The sequence below is a fragment of the Pseudaquabacterium terrae genome (genome assembly GCF_013266755.1).
GTDB classification, from domain to species: Bacteria; Pseudomonadota; Gammaproteobacteria; order Burkholderiales; family Burkholderiaceae_C; genus Pseudaquabacterium; species Pseudaquabacterium terrae.
In genome coordinates this window covers 289,302-315,205 of the sequence record NZ_JABRWJ010000004.1, presented here as the reverse complement: position 1 = coordinate 315,205, position 25,904 = coordinate 289,302, and the positions used below count along the sequence as shown (strand labels likewise).

Here is a 25,904-nt window from a genome sequence, read left to right as displayed (position 1 = left end):
GTCACCACTTGATGTTTTTGCGCAGGCGATACCTGAGCCAGATCGCGAGGGCGTTCATGCCCAGCGTCATGAAGACGAGTACGAAGCTCGCCGCGGCGGCGTTCTGGTGGAAGGCCGGGTCGGGCCGCGAGGTCCAGTTGAAGATCTGGATCGGCATCACGGTGAACGGCGAGAACAGCCAGTCGAACATGCCCGCCGGCGGCTCGCCCTGGAACGGCACCGGCGGCAGGAAGGCGATGAAGGTCAGCGCGCCGATCGTGATGATCGGCGCCGTCTCGCCGATGGCGCGCGACAGGCCGATGATCACGCCGGTCAGGATGCCGGGCGTGCCGTAGGGCACCAGGTGGTGGCTGACGACCTGCCACTGCGATGCGCCGCAGGCATAGGCCGCTTCGCGCACGTGCTGCGGAATCGAGCGCAGCGCTTCGCGCGTGGTCGTGATGACGATCGGCAGGATCAGCAGCGCCAGCGTCAGGCCGGCGGTCAGGATGCTCTGGCCGAGGCCGAAGGTGTAGACGAACAGGCCGAGCGCGAGCAGGCCGTAGATGATCGAGGGCACGCCCGCGAGGTTCGTGATGTTGATCTCGATGACATCGGTGAACCAGTTCTTGCGCGCGTATTCCTCGAGGTAGACGGCGCCGGCGATGCCCAGCGGCACCGCCACCAGCGCCGTCACCGCCATCACCAGCGCCGAGCCGACCCAGGCCGACAGGATGCCGGCCTGCGAGGCGCGGCGCGACGGGAACTCGGTGAAGAACTCGGCCGACAGCCGCGGGATGCCGGCCACCGCCATGTCGACGAACAGCGCCGCCAGGGTCAGGATGCCGATCGACAGCGCCAGCAGCCCGAGCAGGCCGAACAGGATGTCCCAGCGCTTGTGGCGGCGGATGATCGCGCGCAGCTCCTGCGCCGACCGGTCACGCTTCAATGAAGTGTCATTGGCCATGATGGTCCGCTCCTCAATAGGCCTCGCGGAAGCGGCGCCGCAACCAGTGGCCGCCGAGGTTGAAGCACAGCGTCAGCAGCATCAGCGACAGGCCCGCGGCAAAGATCGTCTGGTAGCCGATGCTGCCGTGCGGCAGGTCACCGAGCGCCACCTGCACGATGTAGGAGGTGATCGTCGCCGCCGGCTCGAGCGGGTTGAAGGTCAGGTTCGGCTGCATGCCCGCGGCGACCGCCAGGATCATCGTCTCGCCGACCGCGCGCGAGATGCCGAGGATGTAGGCCGACGCGATGCCGGACATCGCCGCCGGCACGACGACCTTCACGGCCGTCTGATAGCGCGTCGCGCCCATCGCGTACGAGCCTTCGCGCAGGCTCATGGGTACCGCCCGCATCGCGTCCTCGGACAGCGACGAGACGTACGGAATGATCATGATGCCCATCACGATGCCGGCCGACAGCACGTTGAAGCCCGGCAGCTCCGGATAGATGATCTGGATCAGCGGCGTGACGAACAGCAGCGCGAAGTAGCCGTAGATGATCGTCGGCACGCCCGACAGCATCTCGAGCAGCGGCTTCAGGGTTTCGCGGGTCTTGTGGCCGGCGAATTCGGACAGGTAGATCGCGATCGCGGTGCCGAGCGGAATGGCGATCGACAGCGCGACGGCCGAGCTGGTCAGCGTGCCCGACATCAGCACCATGATGCCGAAGTGTGCGTCGGAGAACAGCGGCGTCCACTGCCGGTCGGTCAGGAAGGTCCACAGCGGCACCTGGGCGAAGAAGACCAGCGACTCCTTGACCAGGATGTAGACGATGCCGACGGTCGTGAACACCGAGACGCAGGCCGCCAGCAGCAGCACCGCTTCGATCATCTTCTCGCGGCGACGCCGGCGCGCCTTGGCTTGCGCGTACTCGGCAAGCTTGGCGGCACCGGTCGAGCCGGCGACGCCGGCCCGCGACGGCATGGCGCCGGCCTCGCTGCTGGTTGAGGTCAGGGCCATGCGCTATTCCTTCGCCGCTTCGAGCTTGTTACCGCGGGCGCGGGTTCAGAGCTTCGCTTCGCGCGCCAGCAGCGCGTCGATCGTCACGCCGACTTCGGCTTCGCCGCCGAAGACCGTGCCCTTCTTGCCCTTGGCCAGGTGCTCGAGGTTGATCGAGTAGGCCTTGGCCGGCAGCGGCACGTACTTCACTTCCTTGGCGATGCGCGGCGTCTCCTTCATGTAGTACTCGACGAACTCCTTGACCTCCGGCTTGGCCATCGCCTTGACGGCGACGTAGATGAAGATCGGGCGCGACAGCGGCTGGTAGCTGCCGTTCAGCACGGTCTGCTCGCTCGGCAGCACGGCCGGCTTGCCGCCCTTGTCGGCGACCGCAACGGCCTTCAGGCGGGCCTGGTTCTCGGCGTAATACGCGTAGCCGAAGTAGCCGATGGCGTTGACGTCCTGCGAGACGCCCTGCACCAGCACGTTGTCGTCTTCGCTGGCGGTGTAGTCGCCGCGGCTGGCCTTGGACTTGCCGTTGATCGCCTCGGTGAAGTAGTCGAAGGTGCCCGAATCGGAGCCAGCGCCGAAGAGCTTGATCGGCGCATCCGGCCAGGCCGGGTTGACCTGGTTCCAGCGCGTCACCTTGCCTTGCGCAGCCGGTTCCCAGACCTTCTTCAGCTCCTCGACCGTCATCTGCTTCAGGAAGCTGTTCTTCGGGTTCGTCACGACGGTCAGTGCGTCGAACGCGACCGGCAGCTCGAAATACTCGATGCCGGCGGCCTTGCAGTCTTCCATTTCCTTCTTCAGGATCGGGCGCGAGGCGTTGGAGATGTCGGTCTCGCCGCGGCAGAACTTCTTGAAGCCGCCACCGGTGCCGGAGATGCCGACGGTGACCTTGATGGCGTTCTTCTTGGCCTTCTGGAAGTCCTCGGCAATGCCTTCGGTGATCGGGAACACGGTCGACGAGCCGTCGATCTTGACGACTTGTGCGTTGGCGGCGGCGTGCGGCAGCGCCCAGGCCATGGCGGCAAGGACGACGGCGGAAGTGAAGTGGGTTTTCATCGCGGGCTCCTGAGAAGGACGTTGCCGGCGCACTGTAGGCAGCGCTGATGAAGCTTTCATGACAGCTGAGGCTGCCGAATATGACAGCCGGAGCGTGAACCCCGTCACGCTCGAATTGTCACGGTTGTGTCATGAAGCCGCCACGGGGCCGACATCTTTGCGATGCACGCTGATCGGGCGCACTGCGGCGCTGCCGTCGAGCGCGCGGGCGCGCAGCTGGCCGCAGCCGCCGTCGACCTCCTGCCCGGCCGAGTGGCGCAGCTTGGTCAGCACGCCGCGGCGGTGCAGCCGGCGCGCGATGTCGGCCGCGCGTTCCCACGACGGCCGGCGGAAGTCCAGGCCGTCGACCTGGTTGTAGGGAATCATGTTCAGCACGCCGTACTTACCGGCGAGCAGCCGGACGATGCCGTCGAGCTCATCGTCGCCATCGTTGATGCCCTCCAGCAGCGTCCACTGGTACTGGATCGGATAGCCGGTGGCGCGAGCGTAGCGTTCACCGGCCTCGACCAGTTCGGCCGGATCGAAGCTCGGCGCGCGCGGCAGCAGCTTTGCGCGCAGTTCCGGTTTCGTCGTGTGCAGCGACAGGGCCAGCGCCGGCTTGACGACACCCAACGGCAGGCGCTCGAAGACACGCGGATCGCCGACGGTGGAGAACACCAGGTTCTTGTGGCCGATGCCGCCTTCCTGGCCCAGCAGCTCGATCGCTTCGAGCACGTTGTCGAGGTTGTGCGCCGGCTCGCCCATGCCCATGAAGACGACCTTGTGCACCCGCCGCATGCGCCGTGCCAGCACGACCTGGGCCACGATCTCGGCGCTGCCGAGCTGGCGCAGCAGGCCGCTGCGGCCGGTCATGCAGAACAGGCAGCCGACCGCGCAGCCGAGCTGGGTCGACACGCACAGCCCGTCGCGCGGCAGCAGCACGCTCTCCACCGTCTGGCCATCGGCCAGCGTCACCAGCAGCCGCGCCGAGCCGTCGTCGGCCGGATGCTCGGACTGAAGGCGCGCCAGGCCGGCCCACTCGGCCTCGAGCGCCGGCAGTCCGTCGCGCAGCGCCTGCGGCAGGAAGTCCTCGGGCCGGCGCCGGCCGCTCGACTGCGGCAGCGCATTGGCCCACAGCCGCAGCACGCGGCGCTCGTGCGCGGGCTTCGCGCCCAGCGCGCGCAGGTGGTCTCGGAGGTCGGCTAAACGCACGGGGGCAGGATGAAAACGCGGGAAACGCCAAGCCGCAAGTGTAGGCAAGCCGCTACCATCGACGGCTCCATTGCCGGGTTTCCCGATCGTGTTCGAACTGCTGCTTGCCGCCCTGGTGCTGATCGCCTGCCTGGTGATGTTGGTGCGCATGGCGCTGCCGGAGCGGCAGCAGGACCGCCTCGATGCCTTCGGCCGGCGCTGCTGGGCGGTGCTGCGCTACCGCAGCTTGTCGCTCTGGCACACGCTGCGCGCCTTCGGCCGCCGCAGCTCGCCGAAGGCGCGCCAGGACGCCGCGCGCACCGCCGAGGACCTGATCCGCCGCGCCCGCGAAGGCAAGCGCACCGGCAAAGGCAAGGGCAACGGCAATGACGCCGACAAGGTCGACGGCGAATGGGACGGCAACGTCTACCGCCCCAAGTCCTTCAAGCCTCCCCGCAAGCCGCATTGAGCGCTGTCCCAGCCCTGCCATGGACGGCGGCACGCTCGCGCTGATCGTCGCCGGCGCCGCGGTCGCGGGCTTCGTGCAGGGCCTGTCGGGCTTCGGCTTCGCGATGGTCGCGATGTCGTTCTGGGCCTGGGGGTTGGCGCCGAAGACGGCCGCGGTGCTGGCGGTCTTCGGCGGCCTGAGCGGTCAGGTGTTCGCGGCGCTGACGGTGCGGCGCGGGTTCGATCTGCCCCTGCTCGCGCCCTTCATCGCCGGTGGGCTGCTCGGCATCCCGCTCGGGCTGTGGCTGCTGCCGCGCTTCGAGCCGGCGGTGTTTCGCGCCTTCGTCGGTGCGCTGCTGGTCATCTGGTGCCCGGCGATGCTGCTGGCCGGCCGCCTGCCGCGCATTCAATTCCGCCACCGCTTCGTGCAGCGCGCCGCCGACGGGCTGGCCGGCGTCGCCGGGGGGCTGATGGGCCCGCTGGGCGGCTTCACCGGCGCGCTGCCGACGCTGTGGTGCACGCTGCGCAACCTGCCGAAGGAGCAGCAGCGCGCGGTGATCCAGAACTTCAACCTCGCGATGCTGGCGCTGACGATGGCCAGCTACCTGGCCGCCGGCCAGGTCGGCCGCGAGCTGTGGCCGCAGCTGGCGCTGGTGCTGCCGGCGCTGCTGCTGCCGGCCTGGCTCGGCACGCGGGTCTACCTGGGCATCAGCGACAAGGCCTTTCGCAGCGTCGTGCTGGGCCTGCTGACCGTCTCGGGCATCGCGCTGCTGGCCGCGGCGCTGCCGCAACTGCTGTGAGGACTTCGCTGATGACGCTGCTGCTGAAACCCCGCATCCACGACCTCGCCGGCGGGCTGCAGGTGCGCCGGCTGCTGCCCGCAGCGGCGCAGCGCAGCGTCGGCCCCTTCGTCTTCTTCGACCACTTCGGCCCGGTCGAGCTGCCGGCCGAGGTCGACAGCGACGTCGGCCCGCATCCGCACATCGGCCTGGCGACGGTGACCTACCTGTTCGAAGGCCGCATGCTGCACCGCGACAGCCTGGGCACGGTGCAGGAGATCGCGCCCGGCGCGGTGAACTGGATGACCGCCGGCCGCGGCATCGTGCACTCCGAGCGCACGCCCGACGACCAGCGCGGCCGCGCCCGGCGCCTGCACGGGCTGCAGCTGTGGGTCGGGCTGCCGGCCGACCAGGAGCAGTGCGCGCCGGCCTTCCAGCATGTCGAAGCCGCCGCAATTCCCGAAACCGAGCCGCAGCCGGGGCTGCGCGTGCGCGTGCTGGTCGGCGCGGCTTTCGGCCAGGTCTCGCCGGTGCGCACCGCCACGCCGACGCTGTACCTCGACCTCGCGCTGGACGCCGGCGCGCGTGTCGAGCTGCCGCCGCTGGCCGAGCAGCTGGCGCTGTACCTGCCGGCCGGCGAGGCGCGGCTCGACGGCACCACGCTGCCGGCGCAGCAACTGATCGTGCTCGACGCCGGCCGCGCGGCGCTGCTCGAAGCCGATGCGCCGCTGCGCTGCGTGCTGATCGGCGGCGCCGCGCTGCCGAAACCGCCGGCGATGTGGTGGAACTTCGTCGCCAGCGAGCGCGCCCTGATCGAGGCGGCTGCCGAGCGCTGGCAGGCTGATGCCTTCGATCCGATCCCCGGCGAGCACGACCGGATCGCGATGCCGCCGTGGCGGCGCTGATGTAGTGCTCACTGAACAAGGCGCCGAAGCCGCCGTTGTTCCGGGCTTCGCGCGAACGGCAGCGGACTAGAGTTCCCTACACGACTCGTCCTGCTTTTCCCGCTCCGCTTCACCCCCTCCGCTTCACCCCTCCTGCAGCACCGCGCCCGCCCCCGGGCGCACCCTCGATTGACCCATCCCATGATGACCTTTTCGAACTTGCGCATCGGCGCACGGCTGGCACTCGTGCTCGGCGGTGTGCTGTTGATGACCGCCGCGGTGGCCCTGTCGGGCCTCTGGGGCCTGAACACCTTGTATGGCACGACCGCCCGCGTGCTGACGCAGGACGTGATGCTGGCGCAGCATGCTGCCGCGATCCAGAACGCGGTGCTGCAGGCGCGGCGCTTCGAGAAGGACGCCTTCATCAACCTGGCCGAGGTGGACAAGCTCGATGCCTATCTGAAGAAGTGGCGCGACGCGCGCGCCAAGCTCGACGAGACGATCGCCAAGGCGCGTGCGCTCGACCTCGGCAGCGACGATGCCAAGGCACTCGACGAGATGACCGCCAGCCTGAAGGCCTACGCCGCCGGCTTCGACGCGACGGTCGCGCAGATCAAGAGCGGCCAGCTGACGACCACGCCGCAGGCCAATGCCGACATCGGCAAGGCCAAGCAGTTCACGCATGCAATGGAAGTGGCCAGCGATGCCGTCGCTGCCCGCGCGATGGAGCGCGCCGGCCGCGCGGTGAGCGATGTCGGCACCGTGCGCAGCCGCGCCAACGCGCTGCAGATCGGGCTGGCGCTCGCCGGCATCGTGCTGGCAACGCTGTGCTGCTGGGCCGTCACCCGCTCGATCACGCGGCCGATCCACGAAGCGGTGCGCGTGGCCGAGGTGGTCGCCAACGGCGATCTGCGCTCGCGCATCGTTGCCGATCGCCGCGACGAGACCGGCCAGCTGCTGGCGGCGCTGAAGCGCATGAATGAGAGCCTGGTCGGCATCGTCGGCCAGGTGCGTGCGGCGTCCGATTCGATCGCCACCGGCTCGTCGCAGATCGCCACCGGCAACGCCGACCTGAGCCAGCGCACCGAGGAGCAGGCCAGCAGCCTGCAGCAGACCGCGGCGGCGATGGAGCAGATCACCGCCACCGTGCACAACACCGCCGCCACCGCGCGCGAGGCCACCGAGCTGGCCGGCAACGCCTGCGGCGCAGCGACCGAAGGCGGCAGCGTCGTCGGCAGCGTGATCACGACCATGGCCGCGATCAGCGAGAGCTCGAAGAAGATCGCCGACATCATCGGCGTGATCGATGGCATCGCCTTCCAGACCAACATCCTGGCGCTGAACGCCGCCGTCGAGGCGGCCCGTGCCGGCGAGCACGGCCGCGGCTTCGCGGTGGTAGCGTCCGAAGTACGCGGCCTGGCCCAGCGCAGCGCGCAGGCCGCACGCGAGATCAAGGACCTGATCGGCGCCAGCGTCGACAAGGTCGAGGCCGGCTCGCGGCTGGTCGGCGACGCCGGCCGCTCGATGGAAGGCATCGTCGCGCAGGTGCAGCGCGTCAGCTCGCTGATCACCCAGATCAGCAGCTCGAGCGTCGAACAAAGCGGCGGCATCGGCCAGATCGGCGTGGCCGTCAATCAGCTCGACCACATGACGCAGCAGAACGCGGCACTCGTCGAAGAGAGCGCCGCGGCGGCCGAGAGCCTGAGCCAGCAGGCCAAGAAGCTGACCGAGGCGGTCGCCGTCTTCCAGGTCTGATCGCCCAAGCGCCGGTTCGCCGGCGCGCCCACGAAAAATGCGGCCCGCGGGCCGCATCGTCGTTTCCGGGACCAAGCAGCAGCGGCGCCGGGCGCCGCCGGTTCGATCAGCCCTGGAACAGGCTTTCGGCGTGGATCGACGCCAGGATGCCGGCGCCCAGCGCGACCAGCCAGGTCTGGATCGGCGCCGGCTGCGCGCTGCGGCGCTGCGCATGCGCATGGGTCAGGAACAGCGTCACCGACGCGGTCGCGGCGATCAGGAAGATCATCGACACGACCAGCCCGGCGGTCGAGCCGTGGTGGCGCGCCGACAGGCCCATCACGACCCGGCCCAGCAGCAGCCCGGCGCTGACGGAGGTCAGCAGGCTGCCGGTCGGCGAGAGTGAAATGGCCTTGGCGGTCGGCTTGGTCATGGCGAGCTCGTGGAATGGTTCCAGCGAGATTGTTGTCCTGCGCCCTGCACGGTGAAGCGCTAAAAACGGGTCATCCGTCACCGCATTTCCGCCCAGAAGGATCGCCGATCAGGTGGCGCCGGGCCGCTCCCAGGCGGCGGGCACGTCTTCGTAGGTCCAGCTCAGTTTCAGCAGCCGGCCGACCTCGTTGGTCAGCGCATCGAAGTCGATCGGCTTGGGCAGGAAGGCGTCGGCGCCGGCGGCCAGGCTCAGCGAGCGGTCCGAGCTGGAAGCGATCGCCGACACCGAGATGATCGGCACCGCCTCGCAGGGCGGTGTCATGCGCAGCTGCCGCGTCGCCTCCAGCCCGTCCATCACCGGCATGAACATGTCCATCAGCACCAGGTCCGGCTGCAGCGACTGAGCCTTCTCGACACCGGCCTGGCCGTTGTCGGCCTCGAAGACCTCGAAGCCGAGCGGCACCAGGAAGCTGTGCACCAGCGCGCGGTTGGCCGCGACATCGTCGATCACCAGCACGCGCCGCGGCCGGCCCTGGTAGCCGGTGGCGGCGCGCTGCGGCGGCGCGCGCTGCGGGCGCACGTCGGTGAAGGCCAGTGGCAGGTCGAACCAGAAACTGGTGCCCGCGCCGGGCACGCTGCGCACCTGGACATCGCCGCCCATCACGCGCACCAGCTGGCGGCTGATCGCCAGCCCGAGGCCGGTGCCGGCGGCGCGCCGGCGCGTCTCGCCGACCTGCTCGAAGGGCCGGAAGCTGGCCTCGATCTGCTGCGGCGCGATGCCCACGCCGCTGTCCTCGACCTCGAAGCGCAGGCGCACGATGCCCGGCGGCAGCGCCGGCTGCACCGGGTCGGCCGCCAGCGGGCGCACGCGCAGGCTGACGCGGCCGCTGTCGGTGAACTTCACCGCGTTGTCGAGCAGGTTCAGCAGCACCTGGCGCAGGCGCTTGTGGTCGCAGCGCAGCGCGGCCGGCAGGTCGGGCGCGGCGGCGAGCTCGAAGGCCAGGCCCTTCTCCTCCGCCTTGACGCGAATGGTGTCGCCGATCTGCCGCAGGAACTCGGCCAGGTCGATGTCCTCGAGCTGCAGCTCGAGCTTGCCGGCCTCGATCTTCGACAGGTCGAGGATGTCGTTGATCAGCATCAGCAGGTGCTCGCCGCTGCTCTGGATCGTGTTCAGGCCCATCGCCTGGCGCGCCGTCAACGTCTTGTCGCGCTTCAAGATCTGCGCATAACCGAGCACCGCATTCAGCGGCGTGCGCAGGTCGTGGCTCATCTTCGCCAGGAACAGGCTCTTGGCCTCGCTGGCGGCCTCCGCTGCCAAACGCGCGCGGCGCTCGGCGTCGGCGTCCTGCAGCGCGCGCTCGGCGCGCTCGCGCTCGTGCAGGCCATCGAGAAAGGCGTTGAAGCCGCGCGACAGCTCGGCGATGTCGTCGTCGCCCTGCACCGGCAGGTGCTGCTGCGGCAGCGCGCGGTCGCCGCGCAGTTGCGCGAAGCGCTCGGTGATGTGCCGCAGCGGCGCGACGACGCGCCGCGAGTACGACACCGCCGCGATGCCGGCCACCGCCAGGCACAGCAGCGCCACCAGCGCGGTGGCCTGGCCGATCGCGCCGGCATGCGCATTGATGGCCTCGAGCGAGACGAAGCCGACCAGCGGCCAGCCCGAGGGCTCGGAGCGGCGGAAGCTGACCAGCGCCGGCGCGCCGTTGCGATCCCACAGGAAGCTGCCGGCATCACCCTGCAGCTGGTCCTTCATCGCCCCATCGACCAGGCTGCCGACGCGGCGCACATCGGGGTGCACCATCAGGCGCCCGGCGCCATCGAGCAGCGCCAGCTGCACCGCGCCGCCGCCGGCGACCTCGCCGAACTGCTCGCGCAGGTAGTTCGGGTTGTAGTTCACCAGCAGCAGCCCGAGCGGCACCTGTTCGGCGGTGCCCGGCCGCAGGCCATACAGCAGCTTGGCGGCGGTGATGACCTGCGGCACGCGCGAGTTGCGGTTGACGTTGTCGACCAGCCCGACCCAGTGCACCGGCCGCGTGCTCGCCGCGGCCTGGCGGCGCAGCTCGTCGAGCACGTCGCGGCGCAGCGGGCCGACGTCCAGCGTGTCGCCGACGTGGTACTGCGCGCCGCGCTCGCTGAACAGGTCGATCGACACCAGCCCCTTGATGTTGACGTAGCCGTTGAGGATGTAGCCCATGCGCGCCTGCATCGACAGGCGCGCGTAGTTGTCGGCCGGATCGAAAGGCGTCGCCAGCCCGGTGCTGATCGCCTCGACGCCGGAGATGTTGGCGATCAGGTCCTCGGTCTGCTCGGTCTGCAGGTCGACGTAGCGCTTGCGCTCGATCAGCAGCTGCGACAGGTGGCGCTCGGCCTCGCTGCGCAGCGCCGAGCGCGAGATCTCGAACGACGCGAAGCCCAGCAGCAGCAGCGGCAGGATGCTCGACAGCGCCAGGTAGGCGATGAAGCGATGGGCAATGTTGCGCTGCGGCTCGAACCAGCGGCGTTTCGAGGCACGCGGCGGCGGGTCGGTCGGCTGTGCCATGCGTCGCGTTGCAGCGGGCCTTACTTGGCCGCAGGGGCCAGGTCTTTCGCAGTGATCAGCTTGGTCTCGAGCAGCGTGTCGGCGGGCAACTTATCACCCTTGAGCAGCCGCGCCGCATAGGCCACGCCCATGAAGCCCTGCTGCGCCGCCTGCTGGTCGACGCTGGCGGCCATCCAGCCTTCGCGCATCGCCTGGCGCGCTTCGTCCAGCGCGTCGTAGCCGGCCACCTTGACGCCGCGGATCTTGGCCTGCTGCAGGTAGCGGATCGCGCCGAGCGCCATCATGTCGTTGGCGCAGACCAGCAGCTTGATGCGCGGATGCTCGGTGAAGAGCTTGCGCGCCACCTCGTGGGCATCGTCGATCTTCCAGTTCGCCGATTCGCTGGCGACCACCGAGACCAGCTTGTTCTCGGCGAAGGCCTGCAGCGCGCCCTGCTTGCGGTCTTCGGCGTTCGAGGCGCTGCGGATGCCCTCGATGATCGCCGCCTGCGTCGGCTGGCGCAGCCCTTCGGCGAGGTACTTCGCGGCGCCGTAGACGCCCTTGCGGTTGTCGACGCTGATGAACGGCACCGTGCCCAGGCCCTCCTTGCGCGAGGCCTCCGGATCGAGCCGGTTGTCGACGTTGACGATGGCGATGCCGGCCTGCTGCGCCTTGCGCAGCCCCGGGATCAGCCGGTACGAGTCGCCCGGTGCGATGACGATGGCGTCGACCTTGGCGCGGGTCAGCTGATCGATGATCGCGATCTGCTGCTCGATCGAGGTTTCCTGCGCCGCGGTCTTGACCAGCAGTTCGATGCCCAGCTCGGCCTCGGCGCGCCGTGCGCCCTTCTCCATCTCGACGAAGAAGGGGCTGGTCAGCGTCTTCATCACCAGCGCGATGCGGCGTTTGCCGGCGGGCTGCGATGCCGGTGCGGCCGCCGGGGCGACCGAGGCATCGCGACAGGCGTGCAGGCCGGGCAGCGCGGCGGCCACAACGATCAGGAGAAGCGGTCTGCGTCGCATGCGTGCACACCTTTGGCGCGTCGGTGCTCCCTGAGCGCTGTTTTGCGTCGAGTATCGGTCAAGCCGCCTCGTGCCGGTGCGTGATTCCCGCTACATTGCTGCGACTCGCGCACCCCTCACGCCCGATGAACCGAAGCCCTGCGTCCGCCGTGTCAGCGCCGGACGACGTGCGGCTCGCGTACCTGGCGGAACAGGCGGGCTGCGGCTACTGGGAACTGGACGCGCAGCTGCAGTTGCGGCACTTCTGCGGCCGCGATGCGCCGGCGCTGAAGCTGTCGCCGGCCGATTGGGCGCCGCACCGGGCGTTGCTGCTGCGCCAGCAGGCCTTTCGCGACCTCGACCTGTGCCGCGGCGGGGCCAACGGCGGCGCGTGCTGGGTGCGGCTGTGCGGCGAACCGGTCTTCGACGAACACGGCGCCTTCGCAGGCTACCGCGGCATCGCGCTCGACATCACCGCGCAGCGCCAGCGCGACGAGGACATGCGCGGCTTCCGCGCGGCGATCGACGCCACGGCCGACGGCATCCACGTGGTCGATTGCGAGACCATGCGCTTCATCGACGTCAACGAGACCGGCTGCCGCGTGCTCGGCTACTCGCGCGAGGAATTCCTCGCGCTGCAGATCCCCGACATGGCGCCCAACGTCGACATGGATGCGCTGCGCCGCCAGTACCAGGCGCTCGACACCGACGCCAGCACCGAGCAGTGGGCCGAGATCTGGCTCAAGCACCGCGACGGCCAGCGCATCCCGATCGAGATCCGCCGCCGCGGCGCGGTGATCGCCGGGCGGCGCATCGCCGTCAACGTCGTGCGCGACATCACGCGCAACAAGCACACCGAGGCGATCATCCGCCGCCATGCGCAGCAGCAGAGCCTGATCGCCGCCTTCGGCCAGTCCGCGCTGGCCAACGTCGGCGTCGAAGTGCTGATGGAGCGCGCGGCCGCGGCCGTCAGCGAGGGGCTGGAGGTCGACTTCTGCCGGCTGCACCTGCTCGATCCCGGCGGCCAGCAGCTGCTGCTGACGGCCGGCACCGGCTGGGCGCCGGGCTGGGTCGGCAGCATCGACCGCGAGCTGGCGCCGCCCTCGCACAACCGCCACGTGCTGGACGCGGTGGCGCCGGTGGTGGTCGAGGATTTCGGCGGCGACCTGCGCTTCGTGCCCTGTGCGCTGGTGCGCGCGCATGGCATCCACAGCGGCGTCGACGTGCCGATCACCGGCGTCGGCGGCACCTACGGCATCCTCGGCGCCTACACCCGGGGGCAGCGCCGGCTGACGCCCGATGTCGCCAGCTACCTGCAGAGCCTGGCCAATACGCTGGCCACGGCGATGGACCGCCGCCGCACCGAGGAGCGGCTGACGCTGCTGGCGCAGTTCGATGCGCTGACCGGCCTGCCGAACCGCACGCTGTTCCTCGATCGCTTCGAGCAGACGCTGACGGTCGGCCAGCGCAGCGCCTGGTGCCTGGGCGTGCTGTTCGTCGACCTCGACCACTTCAAGGCCGTCAACGACACGCTCGGCCATGCCGCCGGCGACCGGCTGCTGGTGCAGGTGGCGCACCGGCTGAAGGCCTGCGTGCGCGCGGGCGACACCGTCGGGCGCCTCTCCGGCGACGAGTTCGCGATCGTGCTGGCGCCGCTCGGCCGACGCGAGGATGCGGCGCTGGTCGCGCAGAAGGTCGTCGAGGCGCTGGCGCAGCCCTTCGTGCTGGAGTCGGAGGTCGCGCGCATCTCGGCCAGCGTCGGCATCGCGCTGTTCCCCGGCGACGGCAGCGACGCGGCCGCGCTGCTGTACAAGGCCGACGCCGCGATGTACCAGGCCAAGGAGGCCGGCCGCAACCTGTTCCGGATCTTCGGCGAGGCGCGATGATCGTCGACGCGCTGGCCGGCAACCGCGCGCTGCGCATCGTCGACTACCGCTGCACGCACGGCCCGCGAGACCGGCCATTCACCGAGGCGCATCTCGACACCTCGATCTCCTACGTGCGGGCCGGCAGCTTCGGCTGCCGCACGCGCGGGCGGCAGCACGAGCTGGTCGCGGGCTCGGTGCTGATCGGCCACCCCGGCGACGAGTTCACTTGCACGCACGAGCACCACGCGGGCGGCGACCAGTGCCTGGCTTTCCACCTGGCACCGGCCTTCGTCGACGAGCTCGGCGGCGGCCGCGGCGAGGCCTGGCGCAGCGGCAGCCTGCCGCCGCTGCCCGAGCTGGTCGTGCTCGGCGAGCTGGCCCAGGCCGCGGCCGAGGGGCGCAGCGACCTCGGCGTCGACGAGGTCGGCCTGCTGTTCGCCGCGCGCTTCGCGGCGCTGGCCGGCGGATCGATCGCCGGCGCCGACGCGCCGCACCCGCGCGACCGGCGCCGCGCGGTCGAGGCCGCGCTGTGGATCGAGGCGCATGCCGCCGAGCCGCTGAACCTCGAGCGCATCGCCGCCGAGCAGGCGACGAGTCCGTTCCACTTCCTGCGCCTATTCAACCGCGTGCTCGGCATCACGCCGCACCAGCACCTGCTGCGCGCGCGGCTGCGCCACGCGGCACGGCGGCTGGCCGAGGCGCCCGAGCAGCCGATCACCGACATCGCCTACGACGTCGGCTTCGCCGACCTGTCGAACTTCACGCGCAGCTTCCGTCGCGCCGCCGGCGTCTCGCCGCGCGCCTTCCGCCAGGCGGCACGCGGGAACCGCAAGATTTTCCAAGAGGATTTCGACGCTCCGCTGCAGCATGGGCTGGCGTGTTCAACCACCCGTCAACGCCCACACCATGTACGACCACCTGGGATTGAGAGTCCGTGATCTCGCGGCGAGCTGCCGTTTCTACGAGGCGGTGCTCGCGCCGCTCGGCCATGTGCCGGGCCCGCGCGGCGACGACCATGCCGGCTTCGGCCCGCCGGGCGCGCCGGCGCTCTGGCTGCACCTGAACAGCAGCGCGCCGCCGACCGGCTGCCACGTCGCGTTCAGTGCCGGCACGCCGGAGGCGGTGCACGCCTTCCACGCCGCCGGGCTGCGCGAAGGCGGCCGCGACAACGGCGCACCCGGCCCACGGGCCGAGTACTCTGCGAGCTATTACGCGGCCTTCCTGATCGATCCGGACGGCAACAACGTCGAGGCAGTGCGCGCCTGAGACTACTTTGCCGCCAGGCCGAGGCGCTCGATCAGCGCCTTGTCCTTGGCATAGGTCTCGCGCGCCCAGGCGGCGTACTCGTCGCCGTTGCGGTACCAGACGTCCTGGTTCAGCTGCGCCAGCACTTCCAGGTGCTTGGGGTCTTCGAGCGCCTTCTTGTAGGCGTCGTGCAGCGCCTTCAGCACCGCGGGGTCCATTCCCTTCGGCGCGACCAGGCCGTAGGGCGAGGACGCGACCACGCCGTAGCCCAGCTCCTTGGCGGTGGGCACCTCGGGCCAGCGCTTCGTGCGCTGCTCGCCGAAGGTGACCAGCAGCCGCATCTGGCCCGAATCGACGAACTTGTCCCAGCCGGTGGCATCACTCTGCGCCTGCACGTGGCCGCCGAGCAGCGCCTGCTGCAGGTCGGCATTGCCCTTGTACGGCACGTGCGTCAGCTGCACCTTGGCATTGGCGGCGACCTCTTCCATCAGCAGGTGCGGCGAGGTGCCAACGCCGGTGGAGCCGTAGTCGACCTTGCCCGGGGCCTTGCGCGCGGCCTCGATGTAGTCGTTGAAGCTCTTGTACGGCGAGTCGGCCTTGACGGTGAAGCCGAAGGTGTAGCCCGAGACGCCGAGGATGAAGCTGAAGTCGGTGAGCGGATTCCACTGCACCTTCTGCATGTGCGGGATGCGCAGCATGCCCATCGGGAACTGCGCGATCGTATAGCCGTCGGGCTTGGCGGTCAGCGCCATCACACCCGGCCCGAGCGTGCCGCCGGCGCCGGGCTTGTTGTCGATGACGATGGTCTGGCCGAGGTGCTTGCCGGCGATCTCCGACAGCGCGCGCAGATGCCGGTCGGTCGAGCCGCCGGGCGGCCACGGCACGATCAGCGTGATCGGCTTGGCCGCCGGCCAGGCCTGCGCCAGCGCAGTGCCCAGCGGCGACAGCGCAGTGCTGCCGGCGGCCAGCTTCAGCAGGGTTCGGCGGCTCGTCATCGGGTGTCTCCTGTCGTGTGAATCAGTCGCCCAGCCGCTCGGCAGACCACGGCGGCCCCTTCAGCTCGACCACGTTGCCCTCGGGATCCTCGAGGTAGATCGACGGGCCTTCACCCTCGGCGCCATTGCGCGAACCGAACTCGCCGACCTTGACGCCATGGCGTGCCAGCTCGGCGCGGATCGCCGCCTCGTCGAAGGCCTCGATGCGCAGGCAGAAGTGGTCGAGGTTGCGACCTTCGCGGCCGGGTGCGGCGCCACCGGCGCGGCCGAGCTGGCCGCTGACCGGGACCAGGTCGATCAGCGAATCGCCGGCGCGCAGCTGCACCAGGCCGATCGAGTCCTGGCGCTTCTCGACGCTGCAGCCGAGCACCTCGCAATAGAAACGCAGCATCGTGTCGAGATCGATCACGCGCAGCACCAGGTGGTCGAGGCGAAGCAGCTTGATGGGCATAGGCCGCCGATCTTAGGCGTGAGGAGCGCGGCCGACGCCTAAAATCGCCCCTCGTTTCCCCGGGATGCGCCCATGACCCGCAAGCTCTTCGTCACCACCGCCCTGCCCTACGCCAACGCCGCATTCCACATCGGCCACATGATGGAATACATCCAGGCCGACACCTGGGTGCGGGCCCAGCGCATGCGCGGTGCCGAAGTCAACTTCGTCTGCGCCGACGACGCGCACGGCGCGCCGATCATGATCGCCGCCGAAAAGGCCGGCAAGACGCCGCAGCACTTCGTTGCCGACATCGCCGCCGGCCGGCAGCAGTACCTGGACGGCTTCCACATCGGATTCGACAACTGGCACTCGACCGACGGGCCCGAGAACCACCGCCTGGCGCGCGAGATCTACCTCGGCCTGCGCAAGAACGAGCTGATCGACGTGCGCTCGATCGAGCAGTTCTTCGATCCGGTCAAGGGCATGTTCCTGCCCGACCGCTACATCAAGGGCGAATGCCCGAAGTGCGGCGCCAAGGACCAGTACGGCGACAGTTGCGAGAACTGCGGCGCGGTCTATGCGCCCACCGACCTGAAGAACCCGTTCTCGGCGCTCTCCGGCGCAACGCCGGTGCGCAAGAGCAGCGAGCACTACTTCTTCCGCCTCTCCGACCCGCGCTGCATCAATTTCCTCGAGCAGTGGACGCAGGACGGCAAGCTGCAGCCCGAGGTCGGCAACAAGATCCGCGAGTGGTTCACGAAGAACGAGGATGCGGACGGCGTCGTCACCGGGGGCTTGAGCGACTGGGACATCAGCCGCGACGCCCCGTACTTCGGCATCGAGATCCCCGATGCGCCGGGCAAGTACTTCTACGTCTGGCTCGATGCGCCGGTGGGCTACCTGGCCTCGCTGGCCAACCTGTTCAACAAGCGCGGCCAGGACATGGACGCGTATCTCGCCGACCCCGCTGTCGAGCAGGTGCACTTCATCGGCAAGGACATCGTCTACTTCCACACCTTGTTCTGGCCGGCGATGCTGCATTTCAGCGGCCGCAAGGTGCCGAACTGGGTCTTCGTGCACGGCTTCATCACCGTCAGCGGCGAGAAGATGAGCAAGAGCCGCGGCACCGGCATCAGCCCGCTGCGCTACCTGGAGCTCGGGCTGGACGCCGAGTGGCTGCGCTACTACATCGCCGCCAAGCTCAACGCGCGTGTCGAGGACATCGACTTCAACCCCGAGGACTTCGTCGCCCGCGTCAATTCGGACCTGATCGGCAAGTACATCAACATCGCCAGCCGCGCCGCCGGCTTCCTGACCAAGCGCTTCGGCGGGCGGCTGTCGGCCGACCTCGGCGTCGAGGGCCGCGCGCTGCTCGACGGCCTGCGCGCGCACCGCGGCACGGTCGAGCAGCTCTACGAGGAGCGCGAATTCGGCAAGGCGGTGCGCGAGATCATGCTGCTGGCCGACCGCGTCAACGAGTACGTCGACCAGCACAAGCCGTGGGAGCTCGCCAAGCTGCAGGGACAGGAAACTGCGCTGCACGACGTGTGCTCGGTGTGCATCGAGGCCTTCCGCGTGCTGACGATCTATCTGAAGCCGATCCTGCCGGCGCTGGCCGCCAAGGTCGAAAGCTTCCTGCGCGTGCCGTCGATGCAGTTCAGCGACGCCGCACGCTCGCTCGGCAGCCATGCGATCGGCGAGTACAAGCACCTGATGCAGCGGGTCGACGCGGCCAAGCTCGAGGCGCTGTTCGAGCCGCCGGCCGGTGCCCTGGCCGCGCCGCCGGCGGCCCCGGCGCACCCGGGCGGCGAAGCGATCGCGGCCGAGATCGGCATCGACGATTTCGCGAAGGTCGACCTGCGCATCGCACTGATCGTCGACGCGCAGGCGGTCGAGGGCAGCGACAAGCTGCTGAAGCTGACGCTCGATGTCGGCGAGAACGAACCGCGTCAGGTCTTCTCCGGCATCAAGAGCGCCTACCAGCCGCAGGACTTGATCGGCAAGTACACGGTGGTCGTCGCCAACCTCGCGCCGCGCAAGATGAAGTTCGGGCTCAGCCAGGGCATGGTGCTGGCGGCCAGCCACGCCGACGAGAAGACGCAGCCGGGGATCTTCATCCTCGAGCCGCACGCCGGCGCGACGCCCGGCATGCGCGTGCGTTGAACTTCATCGCCGCGCTGGCCGCGCTGGTGCTGGCGGCGGCCGCTGCGCCGGCGGCCGCGGCCTTTCACTTCGTCGCGCTCGGCGACATGCCCTACGGCGCCGACGCGATCACTGGCCCCGCCTACCGCCGCCTGATCGAGCAGATCAACGCCGAGCGGCCGCCGTTCTCGATCCACGTCGGCGACTTCAAGGACGGCGTCACCGCCTGCAGCGACGAGCTGTTCGAGCGCCAGCGCGGCTACTTCCAGCTCTTCGACAGCGCGCTGGTCTTCACGCCCGGCGACAACGACTGGTCCGATTGCGCACGCACCGGCTCCGACCCGCTGGAGCGGCTGACCGCGCTGCGGCAGCGCTTCTTCGGCCAGCCCGCGTCGCTGGGCCAGCGGCCGATCGCCGTCGAACGCCAGTCGGACCTGATGCCGGAGTTCGAGCGCCAGCGCGAGAACCTGCGCTGGTGGCACCAGGGCGTGCTGTTCGCCACCTTCCACACCATCGGCCCGGACAACAACGCTGCGCACGCGATGCCCGCGCTGCGCGGCGAGTCCACGCAGCGCGACGCGGCCAACATCGCCTGGCTGCGCGCGGCCTTCACGCTGGCGCAGCAGCGCCGCGCGCGGGCGCTGGTGCTCGCGACGCAGGGCGACATGCTTCGCTACGTCGACAGCCGGCTGCCGCCGGGGGTGCGGCCGGGTTTTCACGGCAGCATCACGCGCACGCTGCTGCCGCTGGCCGAGGCGTCCGCGCTGCCGGTGCTGCTGGTGCACGGCGACAGCCACCGCTACATCACCGACCAGCCCTTCCTCAACGACCGCGGCCAGCCGATCGCCAACCTCTGGCGGCTGCAGGTCTTCGGCGACCCGAAGATGCATGCGGTCAAAGTGCACGTCGATCCCGACGCCGCGCCGCCGTTCGGCTTCACGCCGATCTGGAATCCGCTGTCGCCCGATCCGCGGCGCTAGCATCGGCCCCTGGAGCCCGCATGCCGCCGCGACCCACCCTCCAGCAATTCCACCGCTTCCGCCCGCGCCTGGTCGACGCGCTGGCGGGTTACTCGAAGCCCCGCTTCTTCGCCGATCTCGGCGCCGGCATCACGGTGGGCATCGTCGCGCTGCCGCTGGCGATGGCCTTCGCCATCGCCTCCGGCGTCAAGCCCGAGCAGGGCCTGTTCACCGCGGTGATCGCCGGGCTGCTGATCTCGCTGCTCGGCGGCTCGCAGGTGCAGATCGGCGGGCCGGCCGGCGCCTTCATCGTCATCGTCTACGGGATCGTGCAGCGCTATGGCCTGGCCAACCTGCTGATCGCCACCTCGCTCGCCGGCGTGCTGCTGATCGTCATCGGCTGGTTGAAGCTCGGCGTGCTGGTGCGCTACATCCCGGTGTCGATCGTCATCGGCTTCACCAACGGCATCGCGGTGCTGATCGGGCTGTCGCAGCTGAAGGACCTGCTCGGCCTGAGCGTCGACCGCATGCCGGCCGACTTCTTCAGCCAGATCTTCACGATCGGCCACCACCTGCACACGATCAATCCGCTGGCCATCATCATCGGGCTCGCCTGCCTGGCCGTCGTCGTGCTGTGGCCGAAGGCCTGGGCGCTGCCGGCACAGCCGCCGCCGGGCCGGCTCGGCCGCATGCGGGCGACGGCGGCGCGCCTGCCCGGCACCATCATCGCGCTCGGTGGCGCGACGCTCGTGACCTGGCTCTTCGCGCTGCCGGTCGAGACCATCGGCTCGCGCTTCGGCGGCATTCCGCAGACGCTGCCGGCCTTCGAGCTGCCGAACTTCAGCTGGGAAACGGCGCGCCTGCTGGTGATTCCCAGCTTCACGATCGCGCTGCTCGGGGCGATCGAGTCGCTGCTGTGCGCGCGCGTCGCCGACAACCTGGCGCCCGAACATCCGCGCCACGACCCGAACCAGGAGCTGATGGCGCAAGGCGTGGCGAACCTGGTGACACCCTTCTTCGGCGGCATCCCGGCCACCGGCACGATCGCCCGCACCGTCACCAACGTGCGCGCCGGCGCGGTGACGCCGGTGGCCGGCATCGTGCACGCGCTGACGCTGCTGGCGATCATGCTGGTGGCGGCGCCGCTGGCGCTGCACGTGCCGCTGGCGGCACTGGCCGGCATCCTGCTCTTCGTCGCCTGGAACATGGGCGAGTGGCGCGAGTTCGCGCGCTTGAAGCAGTTCATGCTGCCGTACCGCGTGGTGCTGGTCGGCACCTTCTTGCTGACGGTGATCTTCGACCTGACGGTGGCGGTCGAAGTCGGCCTGCTGATGGCCTGCGGCTTCTTCATCTGGCGCATGAGCCAGCTGTTCCGCGTGCAGCGCCACCCCGAGCACAGCCAGTTCGGCGACCTGCCGGCGGGCGTCGCGGTGTTCGAGCTGTTCGGCTCGCTGTTCTTCGGCGCCGTCGGCAAGATCGAATCGCTGCCGCAGCAATTGCCGCCCGGCACGCGCGCGGTGGTGCTCGAGATGCACCGGCTGATCTCCATCGACACCTCCGGCATCGATGCGCTGCAGCAGCTGTACCGCACGCTCAAGCGTCGTGATATTGCGCTGGTGCTGGCCAACGTCAACGAGCAGCCGCTGGGCTTGATCCAGCGCTCGGGCTTCGCCGACGAGATCGGCCAGGAACAGATCGTGCCGAAGGTGGCGGACCTGTGGCGCGAAGCCGAGGTCGATGCCCCGGTTGCGCCTTCAGCATCGGCTACACCAGCTTCGCCAGCTCCGCCAGCAGCTTCTGCCGCGCCGCCGGATCGCTGACTGAATCGGCCAGCAGCGAGAAGAACGGCTCGCGATAACGCGTCTTCTCGGCGGCCTTCCTGACGATCACCTTGGCGATCGGGCCGACATGGGCGGCCAGCAGCTTCTGCGCCTGCTCGAGCGCCGGATCGGACAGGCGCACCGCATCGGCGGCGACGGTGGCCAGGCTGCCCGAGCCCATCGTGCCGAAGGTGCGGCCGCCTGAGCCGCCGGTGCTGCCGAATGCGGTGCGGCCGAAGGTGGTCGGCGTGCTGCCGCCGCCGGTCGCGCCGCGTGAAGCGCCGAGGTTGATGAAGGCGCTGCGCGCGGCCGGGTTCGTCACCTGCTCGGCGAGCTTGGCGTAGAGCGACGGCAGGTCGTGGCACTCCTTGGCTGCCCGCCGCACCAGCACGCTGGCCAGCGGACCGACGTGGCGGGCCAGCGAATGTTCGGCCTGCGCGAGCACCGATTTCTCCCAGTGCGTCACCGAGCCGGCGGTCGACGGTGCGCCGACGACCGCGAGCCCCGCCGGCCGCAGCGGCAGTTTGATGATCGTCTCGTCGGAGACGGTCGGGCTCAGCGGCATCGCCGCGGCGGCGATGATCGCGGTGCGGAAGGCCTCGGCGCTGGCGAAGCGCTTGTCCGGCTGCTTGGACATCGCCGTGGAGACGATGGCGTCGAAGCGGTCGCTGCGGTTGGCGTCCTCGATCAGCGACGGCGGCGGCGCGACTTCGTGCACCACCTTGTACATCAGTGCCTCGGGCGAGCCGATGAAGGGCGCGCGGCCGGCGATCAGCTGGTACAGCACGACGCCGGCGGCGTAGATGTCGACGCGGTGATCGATCTGCGCGCCGATGAACTGCTCGGGCGCCATGTACATCGGCGTGCCGATCACGCTGTTGGCCTGGGTCAGCCCGGCCGCGTCGACGCGGGCGATGCCGAAGTCAGCCACCTTGAGCTTGCCGGCGCGCGTCACGATCAGGTTCGCCGGCTTGATGTCGCGGTGCCAGACGCCGCGCTCGTGGGCGTGGTGCAGGGCCTCGAGCAACTGCCCGATCAGGCTCAGGATGTCCTCGTCGGTGAAACGGATGCGGCTCGTCAGGTAGTGCGCGAGGGTATTGCCCTCGACGTACTCCATCGCGATGAAGGCGACCGACTGGTCCTCGCCGAAGTCGTAGACGCCGACGATGCCCGGGTGCAGCAGCCGGCCGGCGGCCTGCGCCTCGTTGCGGAAACGCGCCGCGATCGTGGCGCCCGATTCGCTGCCGTCGTCGAACTGGCGGCGGATCGTCTTCAGCGCCACCACCCGCTTGATGTCCGGGTCGTACCCCTTGTAGACCACCCCCATCGCGCCCTGGCCGAGCACTTCGGTGATCTGGTACTTGCCGAGGCGGTCGGGGTGGTTCACGGTGCAGACTTACGCGCTTCGATGCCGGACGGACGAAATAGCCCGCCTCAGGTGTCGAGCATCTTCATCGCTTGCACGACGCTGGCGCGCATGCGGGCGAACGAATCGGCCAGCACGCCGATTTCGTCACGGCTCTTTCTCTCGAAATCGGGCGCTTCGAGGTCGCCCTGGCTGACGCGGTCGGCCAGGGCCGACAGTTGCGTGACCGGGCGCACGACGACGAACCAGATCATCAGGTTCAGCACCAGTCCCACCGCGACGAAGACGCCGACCAGCGAGCCCATGAAGACCTTGAAGGTCTGCTCGGCGCGGCGCAGCGGCAGCTCCATCGGCACCGACATGATCTGCGCCGACACCACTTCGTTGAGGTTCCAGCCGAAGCCGTTGGCGGGGCCGTACTTGTCGACCATCGTCTTGGGTGCCGCATCGACGCTGGAGTGGCAGGTCAGGCAGGCCGGGTTGGTGATGCGCACCGGCCGCGCCACGTACAGCGAGCGTCCGGAGGGCGTGTCGCGCTGGCCGACGAATTCCTTCAGGTCGGCGCTGTTGCGGAACTGGTTGACGATGTCCACTTCCCAGCTGTCGGCACGGTCGCGCGGATTGGTCGGGTTCAGCGTCGCTTCCTTGTAGGCGTACTCGGGGTACTTGGTGCGCAGCGTCGCCAGCACCTCGGTGGCCGAATAGCTCGGCACCGACTGCGGCAGGAACTCGTACTTCATCTGCGTCTCGAGCAGCTTGGTGATCTGCGTCGCGGTGTAGTTGCGCACCGCGAGCGCGTTCTCCATCAGTTGCCGCGCGCTGTTGAGCACCTCTTCCTGCGCGTGGCGCTGCAGCAGGTCGCGGCTGATGTAGCCGCTGACGCCGACACCCAGCGCCATCACCAGCACGAAGATCAGGTTGAACTTGAGCAGCAGTTTCATGGCAGCGTTTTCACGGACGGGATGACGGGGAGGACGGCGCGGACGCCGGCTTCGGCGGGAACAGCACCGGCTCCCACTCGGGGTGCGAGGCGAGGTTCTTGACCAGGCCATCGCGGAATGCGGCGTCGCGCGCCGGCACCGCGAAGCGGCGCGGGAACTCGCGCCGGATCACCGGCTCGGCGGACAGCCAGGCCTTGAGCGCCGCGTAGCCGGGCCAGGGTTGCGTCTGCGGCTCGGGCGGCCGGCCCTTGAGCTGCGCCGCGCGGGGCGGGATCGTATCGCGGAAGCCCTTGGGCACCGACTGCAGGAAGCCCGGCGCCGGCCGCGGCGAGACCTGGCCCTTGTCGGCGCCGTCGCGCTGGTAGAACTCGCCGGCCTTCAGCGCCAGCGCCGATGCGGGCTTGATCCGCCGCTCCTGCAGCTGCAGCGCGCCGGTCTCGACGAAGAGCTGCAGCGCCTCGCCGCTGACGCGGCTGACGGTGACGCCCGAGGGCTGCTGCACCTCGGCGGCGAAGGCGAGCTGGCCGCCGGCCTTGCCGCCGCCGCCGCTGGTGTGCTTGGCCCAGCCCTGCAGCAGGTAGTAGGCCGGCCCGCGTGGGCCGCCGCCGGCCAGGCCGGGCGGCTGCAGCATCACCCGGGTGTCGGGCCCCAGGTCGAGCAGGCTGCCATCGGCGAATTCGATGCGCAGCAGCGCGGTCGCGGGCGTCGTGTCGATGATCGTCGCGGCGTTGAGCTTGAGCCCCGGCGCGGCGGCGACGCTGCGCGCGCCCTCGATGACCAGCCCCGCGCCTTCGACGATCGTCACCAGCGCCGGCGCATCAGCAGCCTGCAGCGGCGCAGCGGCGACCAGTGCCAGCACCGTCACGCAGGCGCGTGCTTGGCGAACACCGATCCGCAGCCACTGTCTTGTGTCGAAGCCGTGCAAACGCCTCTCCAGAGCCCAACGAGCCCACGCGGCATGGCGCGGGCGGCCGCATGGTAGCGCGGGACGCGTGTTTCGCATCAGTGACCAAATACCTGTCGGCCCGGCGCCCGCTGCCGTCGGGTGCCGGTCGCTAGAATGCCGGGTTCCCCGCACCGCCTGAAATGCTCGCTGCCATGCCGCTCTTCTGGAAGCCGTACACCTCCGACGTCACGCAGTTCATCGAGCAGATGAAGGCCGCCAAGCCGACGCTCGAAGCCGAGCAGCGCGCCGGCCGCGCGCTGCTGTGGGACAAGCAGATCGACCGCCGCGCCGAAGCCGACTACCGCGACGCAAACGTGCCGCAGCAGCCCTACGTCTACCAGACGAAGACGAAGTAAAGCGGGCCCTCGCCCCTTGCGCACCGTGTCCGACCTCGAGTCCGCGCTGGCGCCGGCCGCCGACCCCGTGGCGCCGGCGGCGACCGATGGCCTGCCGGTCGACGGCGTGGCGGTGGCGCGCCTCTATGGCGAGCCGCTGTTCCGGCTGCCGCAGGACCTGTACATCCCGCCCGATGCGCTGGAGGTCTTCCTCGAAGCCTTCGAAGGCCCGCTCGACCTGCTGCTGTACCTGATCCGCAAGCAGAACTTCAACATCCTCGACATCCCGCTGGCCGACGTGACGCGCCAGTACCTGCAGTACGTCGACCAGATCCGCGAACACAACCTCGAGCTGGCCAGCGAATACCTGCTGATGGCCGCGATGCTGATCGAGATCAAGTCGCGCATGCTGCTGCCGCCGAAGAAGGTCGACGATGGCGGCGAGGCCGAGGACCCGCGTGCCGAGCTGGTGCGCCGGCTGCTCGAATACGAGCGCATCAAGCTCGCCGCCGCCAAGCTCGACCGCCTGCCGCTGCTCGGCCGCGACTTCCTGCGCGCGCAGGTGACGATCGAGCAGAGCCTGCAGCCGCGTTTCCCCGACGTCGAGCTAGACGACCTGCGCACGGCCTGGCTCGACATCCTCAAGCGCGCGAAGCTGACGCAGCACCACAAGATCAGCCGCGAGCAGCTGTCGGTGCGCGAGCACATGAGCCTCGTGCTGCGCACGCTGCAGGGCCGGCGCTACGTCGAGTTCCCCGAGCTGTTCGATCCGAAGCGCGGCCCGGCGGTGATGGTGGTGACCTTCATCGCGATGCTCGAGCTGGCGCGCGAGCGCCTGATCGAGCTGACGCAGGCCGAAGCCTTCGCGCCGATCTACGTGCGGCTGGCGTACCAGCCCGCCTGAG

General features: G+C 69.7%; 24 protein-coding genes. 12 read left to right on the top strand and 12 right to left on the bottom strand.

Annotated features, from left to right (window positions below; genetic code table 11):
* Position 1 precedes the first annotated feature (1 nt).
* The 4 genes from pstA to HLB44_RS14045 form a co-directional block, all read right to left on the bottom strand.
* Positions 2-946: a phosphate ABC transporter permease PstA gene (pstA, locus tag HLB44_RS14060; RefSeq protein ID WP_173123466.1), complete on the bottom strand. Its 945-nt coding sequence runs from the start codon at positions 944-946 to the stop codon at positions 2-4.
* Positions 947-959: 13 nt separating this feature from the next.
* The gene (gene pstC, locus HLB44_RS14055) at positions 960-1,943 is read right to left on the bottom strand and encodes a phosphate ABC transporter permease subunit PstC (RefSeq protein WP_246312256.1); all 984 of its coding nucleotides are present in this window, start codon (positions 1,941-1,943) and stop codon (positions 960-962) included.
* A 45-nt stretch (positions 1,944-1,988) separates the two neighbouring features.
* On the bottom strand, positions 1,989-2,987 hold the full coding sequence (locus tag HLB44_RS14050) for a PstS family phosphate ABC transporter substrate-binding protein (RefSeq protein WP_173123464.1): 999 nt from the start codon (positions 2,985-2,987) through the stop codon (positions 1,989-1,991).
* A 129-nt stretch (positions 2,988-3,116) separates the two neighbouring features.
* Positions 3,117-4,178 (bottom strand): RNA methyltransferase, encoded by a 1,062-nt coding sequence (locus tag HLB44_RS14045; protein WP_173123462.1) that lies wholly within the window; start codon positions 4,176-4,178, stop codon positions 3,117-3,119.
* An 88-nt stretch (positions 4,179-4,266) separates the two neighbouring features.
* Between HLB44_RS14045 and HLB44_RS14040 the strand changes: the two genes are divergently transcribed.
* The 4 genes from HLB44_RS14040 (at position 4,267) to HLB44_RS37875 (ending at position 8,022) form a co-directional block, all read left to right on the top strand.
* A complete protein-coding gene (locus HLB44_RS14040) occupies positions 4,267-4,626 on the top strand; it encodes a hypothetical protein (protein ID WP_173123460.1) in 360 nt (119 codons plus the stop codon).
* Positions 4,627-4,645: 19 nt separating this feature from the next.
* The gene (locus HLB44_RS14035; RefSeq protein ID WP_173123458.1) at positions 4,646-5,404 is read left to right on the top strand and encodes a sulfite exporter TauE/SafE family protein; all 759 of its coding nucleotides are present in this window, start codon (positions 4,646-4,648) and stop codon (positions 5,402-5,404) included.
* A gap of 11 nt (positions 5,405-5,415) precedes the next feature.
* Positions 5,416-6,288, top strand: a complete 873-nt coding sequence (locus HLB44_RS14030) for a pirin family protein (protein ID WP_173123456.1) — start codon at positions 5,416-5,418, stop codon at positions 6,286-6,288.
* A gap of 183 nt (positions 6,289-6,471) precedes the next feature.
* Positions 6,472-8,022 (top strand): methyl-accepting chemotaxis protein, encoded by a 1,551-nt coding sequence (locus HLB44_RS37875; RefSeq protein ID WP_343051324.1) that lies wholly within the window; start codon positions 6,472-6,474, stop codon positions 8,020-8,022.
* Positions 8,023-8,128: 106 nt separating this feature from the next.
* Here HLB44_RS37875 and HLB44_RS14020 read toward each other — a convergent pair whose 3' ends face one another.
* From HLB44_RS14020 to HLB44_RS14010, 3 genes are all read right to left on the bottom strand, one after another.
* Positions 8,129-8,434, bottom strand: a complete 306-nt coding sequence (locus HLB44_RS14020; protein WP_173123452.1) for a hypothetical protein — start codon at positions 8,432-8,434, stop codon at positions 8,129-8,131.
* Between the two features lie 108 nt (positions 8,435-8,542).
* Positions 8,543-10,969: a hybrid sensor histidine kinase/response regulator gene (locus HLB44_RS14015; RefSeq protein ID WP_173123450.1), complete on the bottom strand. Its 2,427-nt coding sequence runs from the start codon at positions 10,967-10,969 to the stop codon at positions 8,543-8,545.
* A gap of 20 nt (positions 10,970-10,989) precedes the next feature.
* Positions 10,990-11,970: a substrate-binding domain-containing protein gene (locus HLB44_RS14010; RefSeq protein ID WP_173123448.1), complete on the bottom strand. Its 981-nt coding sequence runs from the start codon at positions 11,968-11,970 to the stop codon at positions 10,990-10,992.
* A gap of 125 nt (positions 11,971-12,095) precedes the next feature.
* On the opposite strand from HLB44_RS14010, the gene HLB44_RS14005 reads away from it, so the two are divergent.
* The 3 genes from HLB44_RS14005 to HLB44_RS13995 are packed head-to-tail and all read left to right on the top strand — an operon-like array spanning position 12,096 to position 15,083.
* A complete protein-coding gene (locus tag HLB44_RS14005; protein WP_173123446.1) occupies positions 12,096-13,835 on the top strand; it encodes a sensor domain-containing protein in 1,740 nt (579 codons plus the stop codon).
* The gene (locus tag HLB44_RS14000) at positions 13,832-14,755 is read left to right on the top strand and encodes an AraC family transcriptional regulator (protein ID WP_173123444.1); all 924 of its coding nucleotides are present in this window, start codon (positions 13,832-13,834) and stop codon (positions 14,753-14,755) included. Before HLB44_RS14005 ends, HLB44_RS14000 begins: the two co-directional genes overlap by 4 nt.
* The gene (locus HLB44_RS13995; protein WP_173123442.1) at positions 14,724-15,083 is read left to right on the top strand and encodes a VOC family protein; all 360 of its coding nucleotides are present in this window, start codon (positions 14,724-14,726) and stop codon (positions 15,081-15,083) included. The genes HLB44_RS14000 and HLB44_RS13995 overlap by 32 nt, the downstream gene beginning before the upstream one ends.
* Positions 15,084-15,085: 2 nt before the next feature.
* Here HLB44_RS13995 and HLB44_RS13990 read toward each other — a convergent pair whose 3' ends face one another.
* Complete coding sequence (locus HLB44_RS13990) at positions 15,086-16,057, bottom strand: Bug family tripartite tricarboxylate transporter substrate binding protein (RefSeq protein ID WP_173123440.1); 972 nt, start codon at positions 16,055-16,057, stop codon at positions 15,086-15,088.
* Positions 16,058-16,079: 22 nt separating this feature from the next.
* Positions 16,080-16,508 (bottom strand): VOC family protein, encoded by a 429-nt coding sequence (locus HLB44_RS13985; RefSeq protein ID WP_173123438.1) that lies wholly within the window; start codon positions 16,506-16,508, stop codon positions 16,080-16,082.
* A gap of 72 nt (positions 16,509-16,580) precedes the next feature.
* Between HLB44_RS13985 and metG the strand changes: the two genes are divergently transcribed.
* From metG to HLB44_RS13970, 3 genes are read left to right on the top strand one after another with little or no spacing between them, the layout of a single operon-like run.
* Positions 16,581-18,653 carry a methionine--tRNA ligase gene (gene metG, locus HLB44_RS13980; protein WP_173123436.1) on the top strand — a complete coding sequence of 691 codons (2,073 nt, stop codon included), beginning with the start codon at positions 16,581-16,583 and terminating at the stop codon, positions 18,651-18,653.
* Complete coding sequence (locus tag HLB44_RS13975) at positions 18,650-19,612, top strand: hypothetical protein (RefSeq protein WP_173123434.1); 963 nt, start codon at positions 18,650-18,652, stop codon at positions 19,610-19,612. The genes metG and HLB44_RS13975 overlap by 4 nt, the downstream gene beginning before the upstream one ends.
* A gap of 20 nt (positions 19,613-19,632) precedes the next feature.
* Positions 19,633-21,411, top strand: a complete 1,779-nt coding sequence (locus HLB44_RS13970; protein WP_173123432.1) for a SulP family inorganic anion transporter — start codon at positions 19,633-19,635, stop codon at positions 21,409-21,411.
* Here HLB44_RS13970 and HLB44_RS13965 read toward each other — a convergent pair.
* Genes HLB44_RS13965 through HLB44_RS13955 form a run of 3 tightly spaced genes read right to left on the bottom strand, consistent with a single transcriptional unit; the run spans position 21,356 to position 24,583 of the window.
* Positions 21,356-22,798, bottom strand: a complete 1,443-nt coding sequence (locus HLB44_RS13965) for a protein kinase domain-containing protein (protein WP_173123430.1) — start codon at positions 22,796-22,798, stop codon at positions 21,356-21,358. The two genes, HLB44_RS13970 and HLB44_RS13965, sit on opposite strands and share 56 nt — an antisense overlap.
* A gap of 47 nt (positions 22,799-22,845) precedes the next feature.
* Positions 22,846-23,718 (bottom strand): c-type heme family protein, encoded by an 873-nt coding sequence (locus HLB44_RS13960; RefSeq protein ID WP_173123428.1) that lies wholly within the window; start codon positions 23,716-23,718, stop codon positions 22,846-22,848.
* A 10-nt stretch (positions 23,719-23,728) separates the two neighbouring features.
* Positions 23,729-24,583, bottom strand: a complete 855-nt coding sequence (locus tag HLB44_RS13955; RefSeq protein WP_173123426.1) for a FecR family protein — start codon at positions 24,581-24,583, stop codon at positions 23,729-23,731.
* 233 nt (positions 24,584-24,816) lie between these two features.
* On the opposite strand from HLB44_RS13955, the gene HLB44_RS13950 reads away from it, so the two are divergent.
* Together HLB44_RS13950 and HLB44_RS13945 are read left to right on the top strand one after the other, a co-directional pair.
* Positions 24,817-25,020, top strand: a complete 204-nt coding sequence (locus HLB44_RS13950; protein WP_173123424.1) for a DUF3460 family protein — start codon at positions 24,817-24,819, stop codon at positions 25,018-25,020.
* Positions 25,021-25,045: 25 nt separating this feature from the next.
* Positions 25,046-25,903: a segregation and condensation protein A gene (locus tag HLB44_RS13945; RefSeq protein WP_173124243.1), complete on the top strand. Its 858-nt coding sequence runs from the start codon at positions 25,046-25,048 to the stop codon at positions 25,901-25,903.
* Position 25,904: the final 1 nt, after the last annotated feature.

Coding starts and splice junctions, on each gene's coding strand:
- pstA (WP_173123466.1), bottom strand. CDS start 946: ATGGCCAATGACACTTCATTGAAGCGTGACCGGTCGGCGCAGGAGCTG.
- pstC (WP_246312256.1), bottom strand. CDS start 1,943: ATGGCCCTGACCTCAACCAGCAGCGAGGCCGGCGCCATGCCGTCGCGG.
- HLB44_RS14050 (WP_173123464.1), bottom strand. CDS start 2,987: ATGAAAACCCACTTCACTTCCGCCGTCGTCCTTGCCGCCATGGCCTGG.
- HLB44_RS14035 (WP_173123458.1), top strand. CDS start 4,646: ATGGACGGCGGCACGCTCGCGCTGATCGTCGCCGGCGCCGCGGTCGCG.
- HLB44_RS14030 (WP_173123456.1), top strand. CDS start 5,416: ATGACGCTGCTGCTGAAACCCCGCATCCACGACCTCGCCGGCGGGCTG.
- HLB44_RS37875 (WP_343051324.1), top strand. CDS start 6,472: ATGACCTTTTCGAACTTGCGCATCGGCGCACGGCTGGCACTCGTGCTC.
- HLB44_RS14020 (WP_173123452.1), bottom strand. CDS start 8,434: ATGACCAAGCCGACCGCCAAGGCCATTTCACTCTCGCCGACCGGCAGC.
- HLB44_RS14015 (WP_173123450.1), bottom strand. CDS start 10,969: ATGGCACAGCCGACCGACCCGCCGCCGCGTGCCTCGAAACGCCGCTGG.
- HLB44_RS14010 (WP_173123448.1), bottom strand. CDS start 11,970: ATGCGACGCAGACCGCTTCTCCTGATCGTTGTGGCCGCCGCGCTGCCC.
- HLB44_RS14005 (WP_173123446.1), top strand. CDS start 12,096: ATGAACCGAAGCCCTGCGTCCGCCGTGTCAGCGCCGGACGACGTGCGG.
- HLB44_RS14000 (WP_173123444.1), top strand. CDS start 13,832: ATGATCGTCGACGCGCTGGCCGGCAACCGCGCGCTGCGCATCGTCGAC.
- HLB44_RS13995 (WP_173123442.1), top strand. CDS start 14,724: ATGTACGACCACCTGGGATTGAGAGTCCGTGATCTCGCGGCGAGCTGC.
- HLB44_RS13990 (WP_173123440.1), bottom strand. CDS start 16,057: ATGACGAGCCGCCGAACCCTGCTGAAGCTGGCCGCCGGCAGCACTGCG.
- HLB44_RS13985 (WP_173123438.1), bottom strand. CDS start 16,508: ATGCCCATCAAGCTGCTTCGCCTCGACCACCTGGTGCTGCGCGTGATC.
- metG (WP_173123436.1), top strand. CDS start 16,581: ATGACCCGCAAGCTCTTCGTCACCACCGCCCTGCCCTACGCCAACGCC.
- HLB44_RS13970 (WP_173123432.1), top strand. CDS start 19,633: ATGCCGCCGCGACCCACCCTCCAGCAATTCCACCGCTTCCGCCCGCGC.
- HLB44_RS13960 (WP_173123428.1), bottom strand. CDS start 23,718: ATGAAACTGCTGCTCAAGTTCAACCTGATCTTCGTGCTGGTGATGGCG.
- HLB44_RS13950 (WP_173123424.1), top strand. CDS start 24,817: ATGCCGCTCTTCTGGAAGCCGTACACCTCCGACGTCACGCAGTTCATC.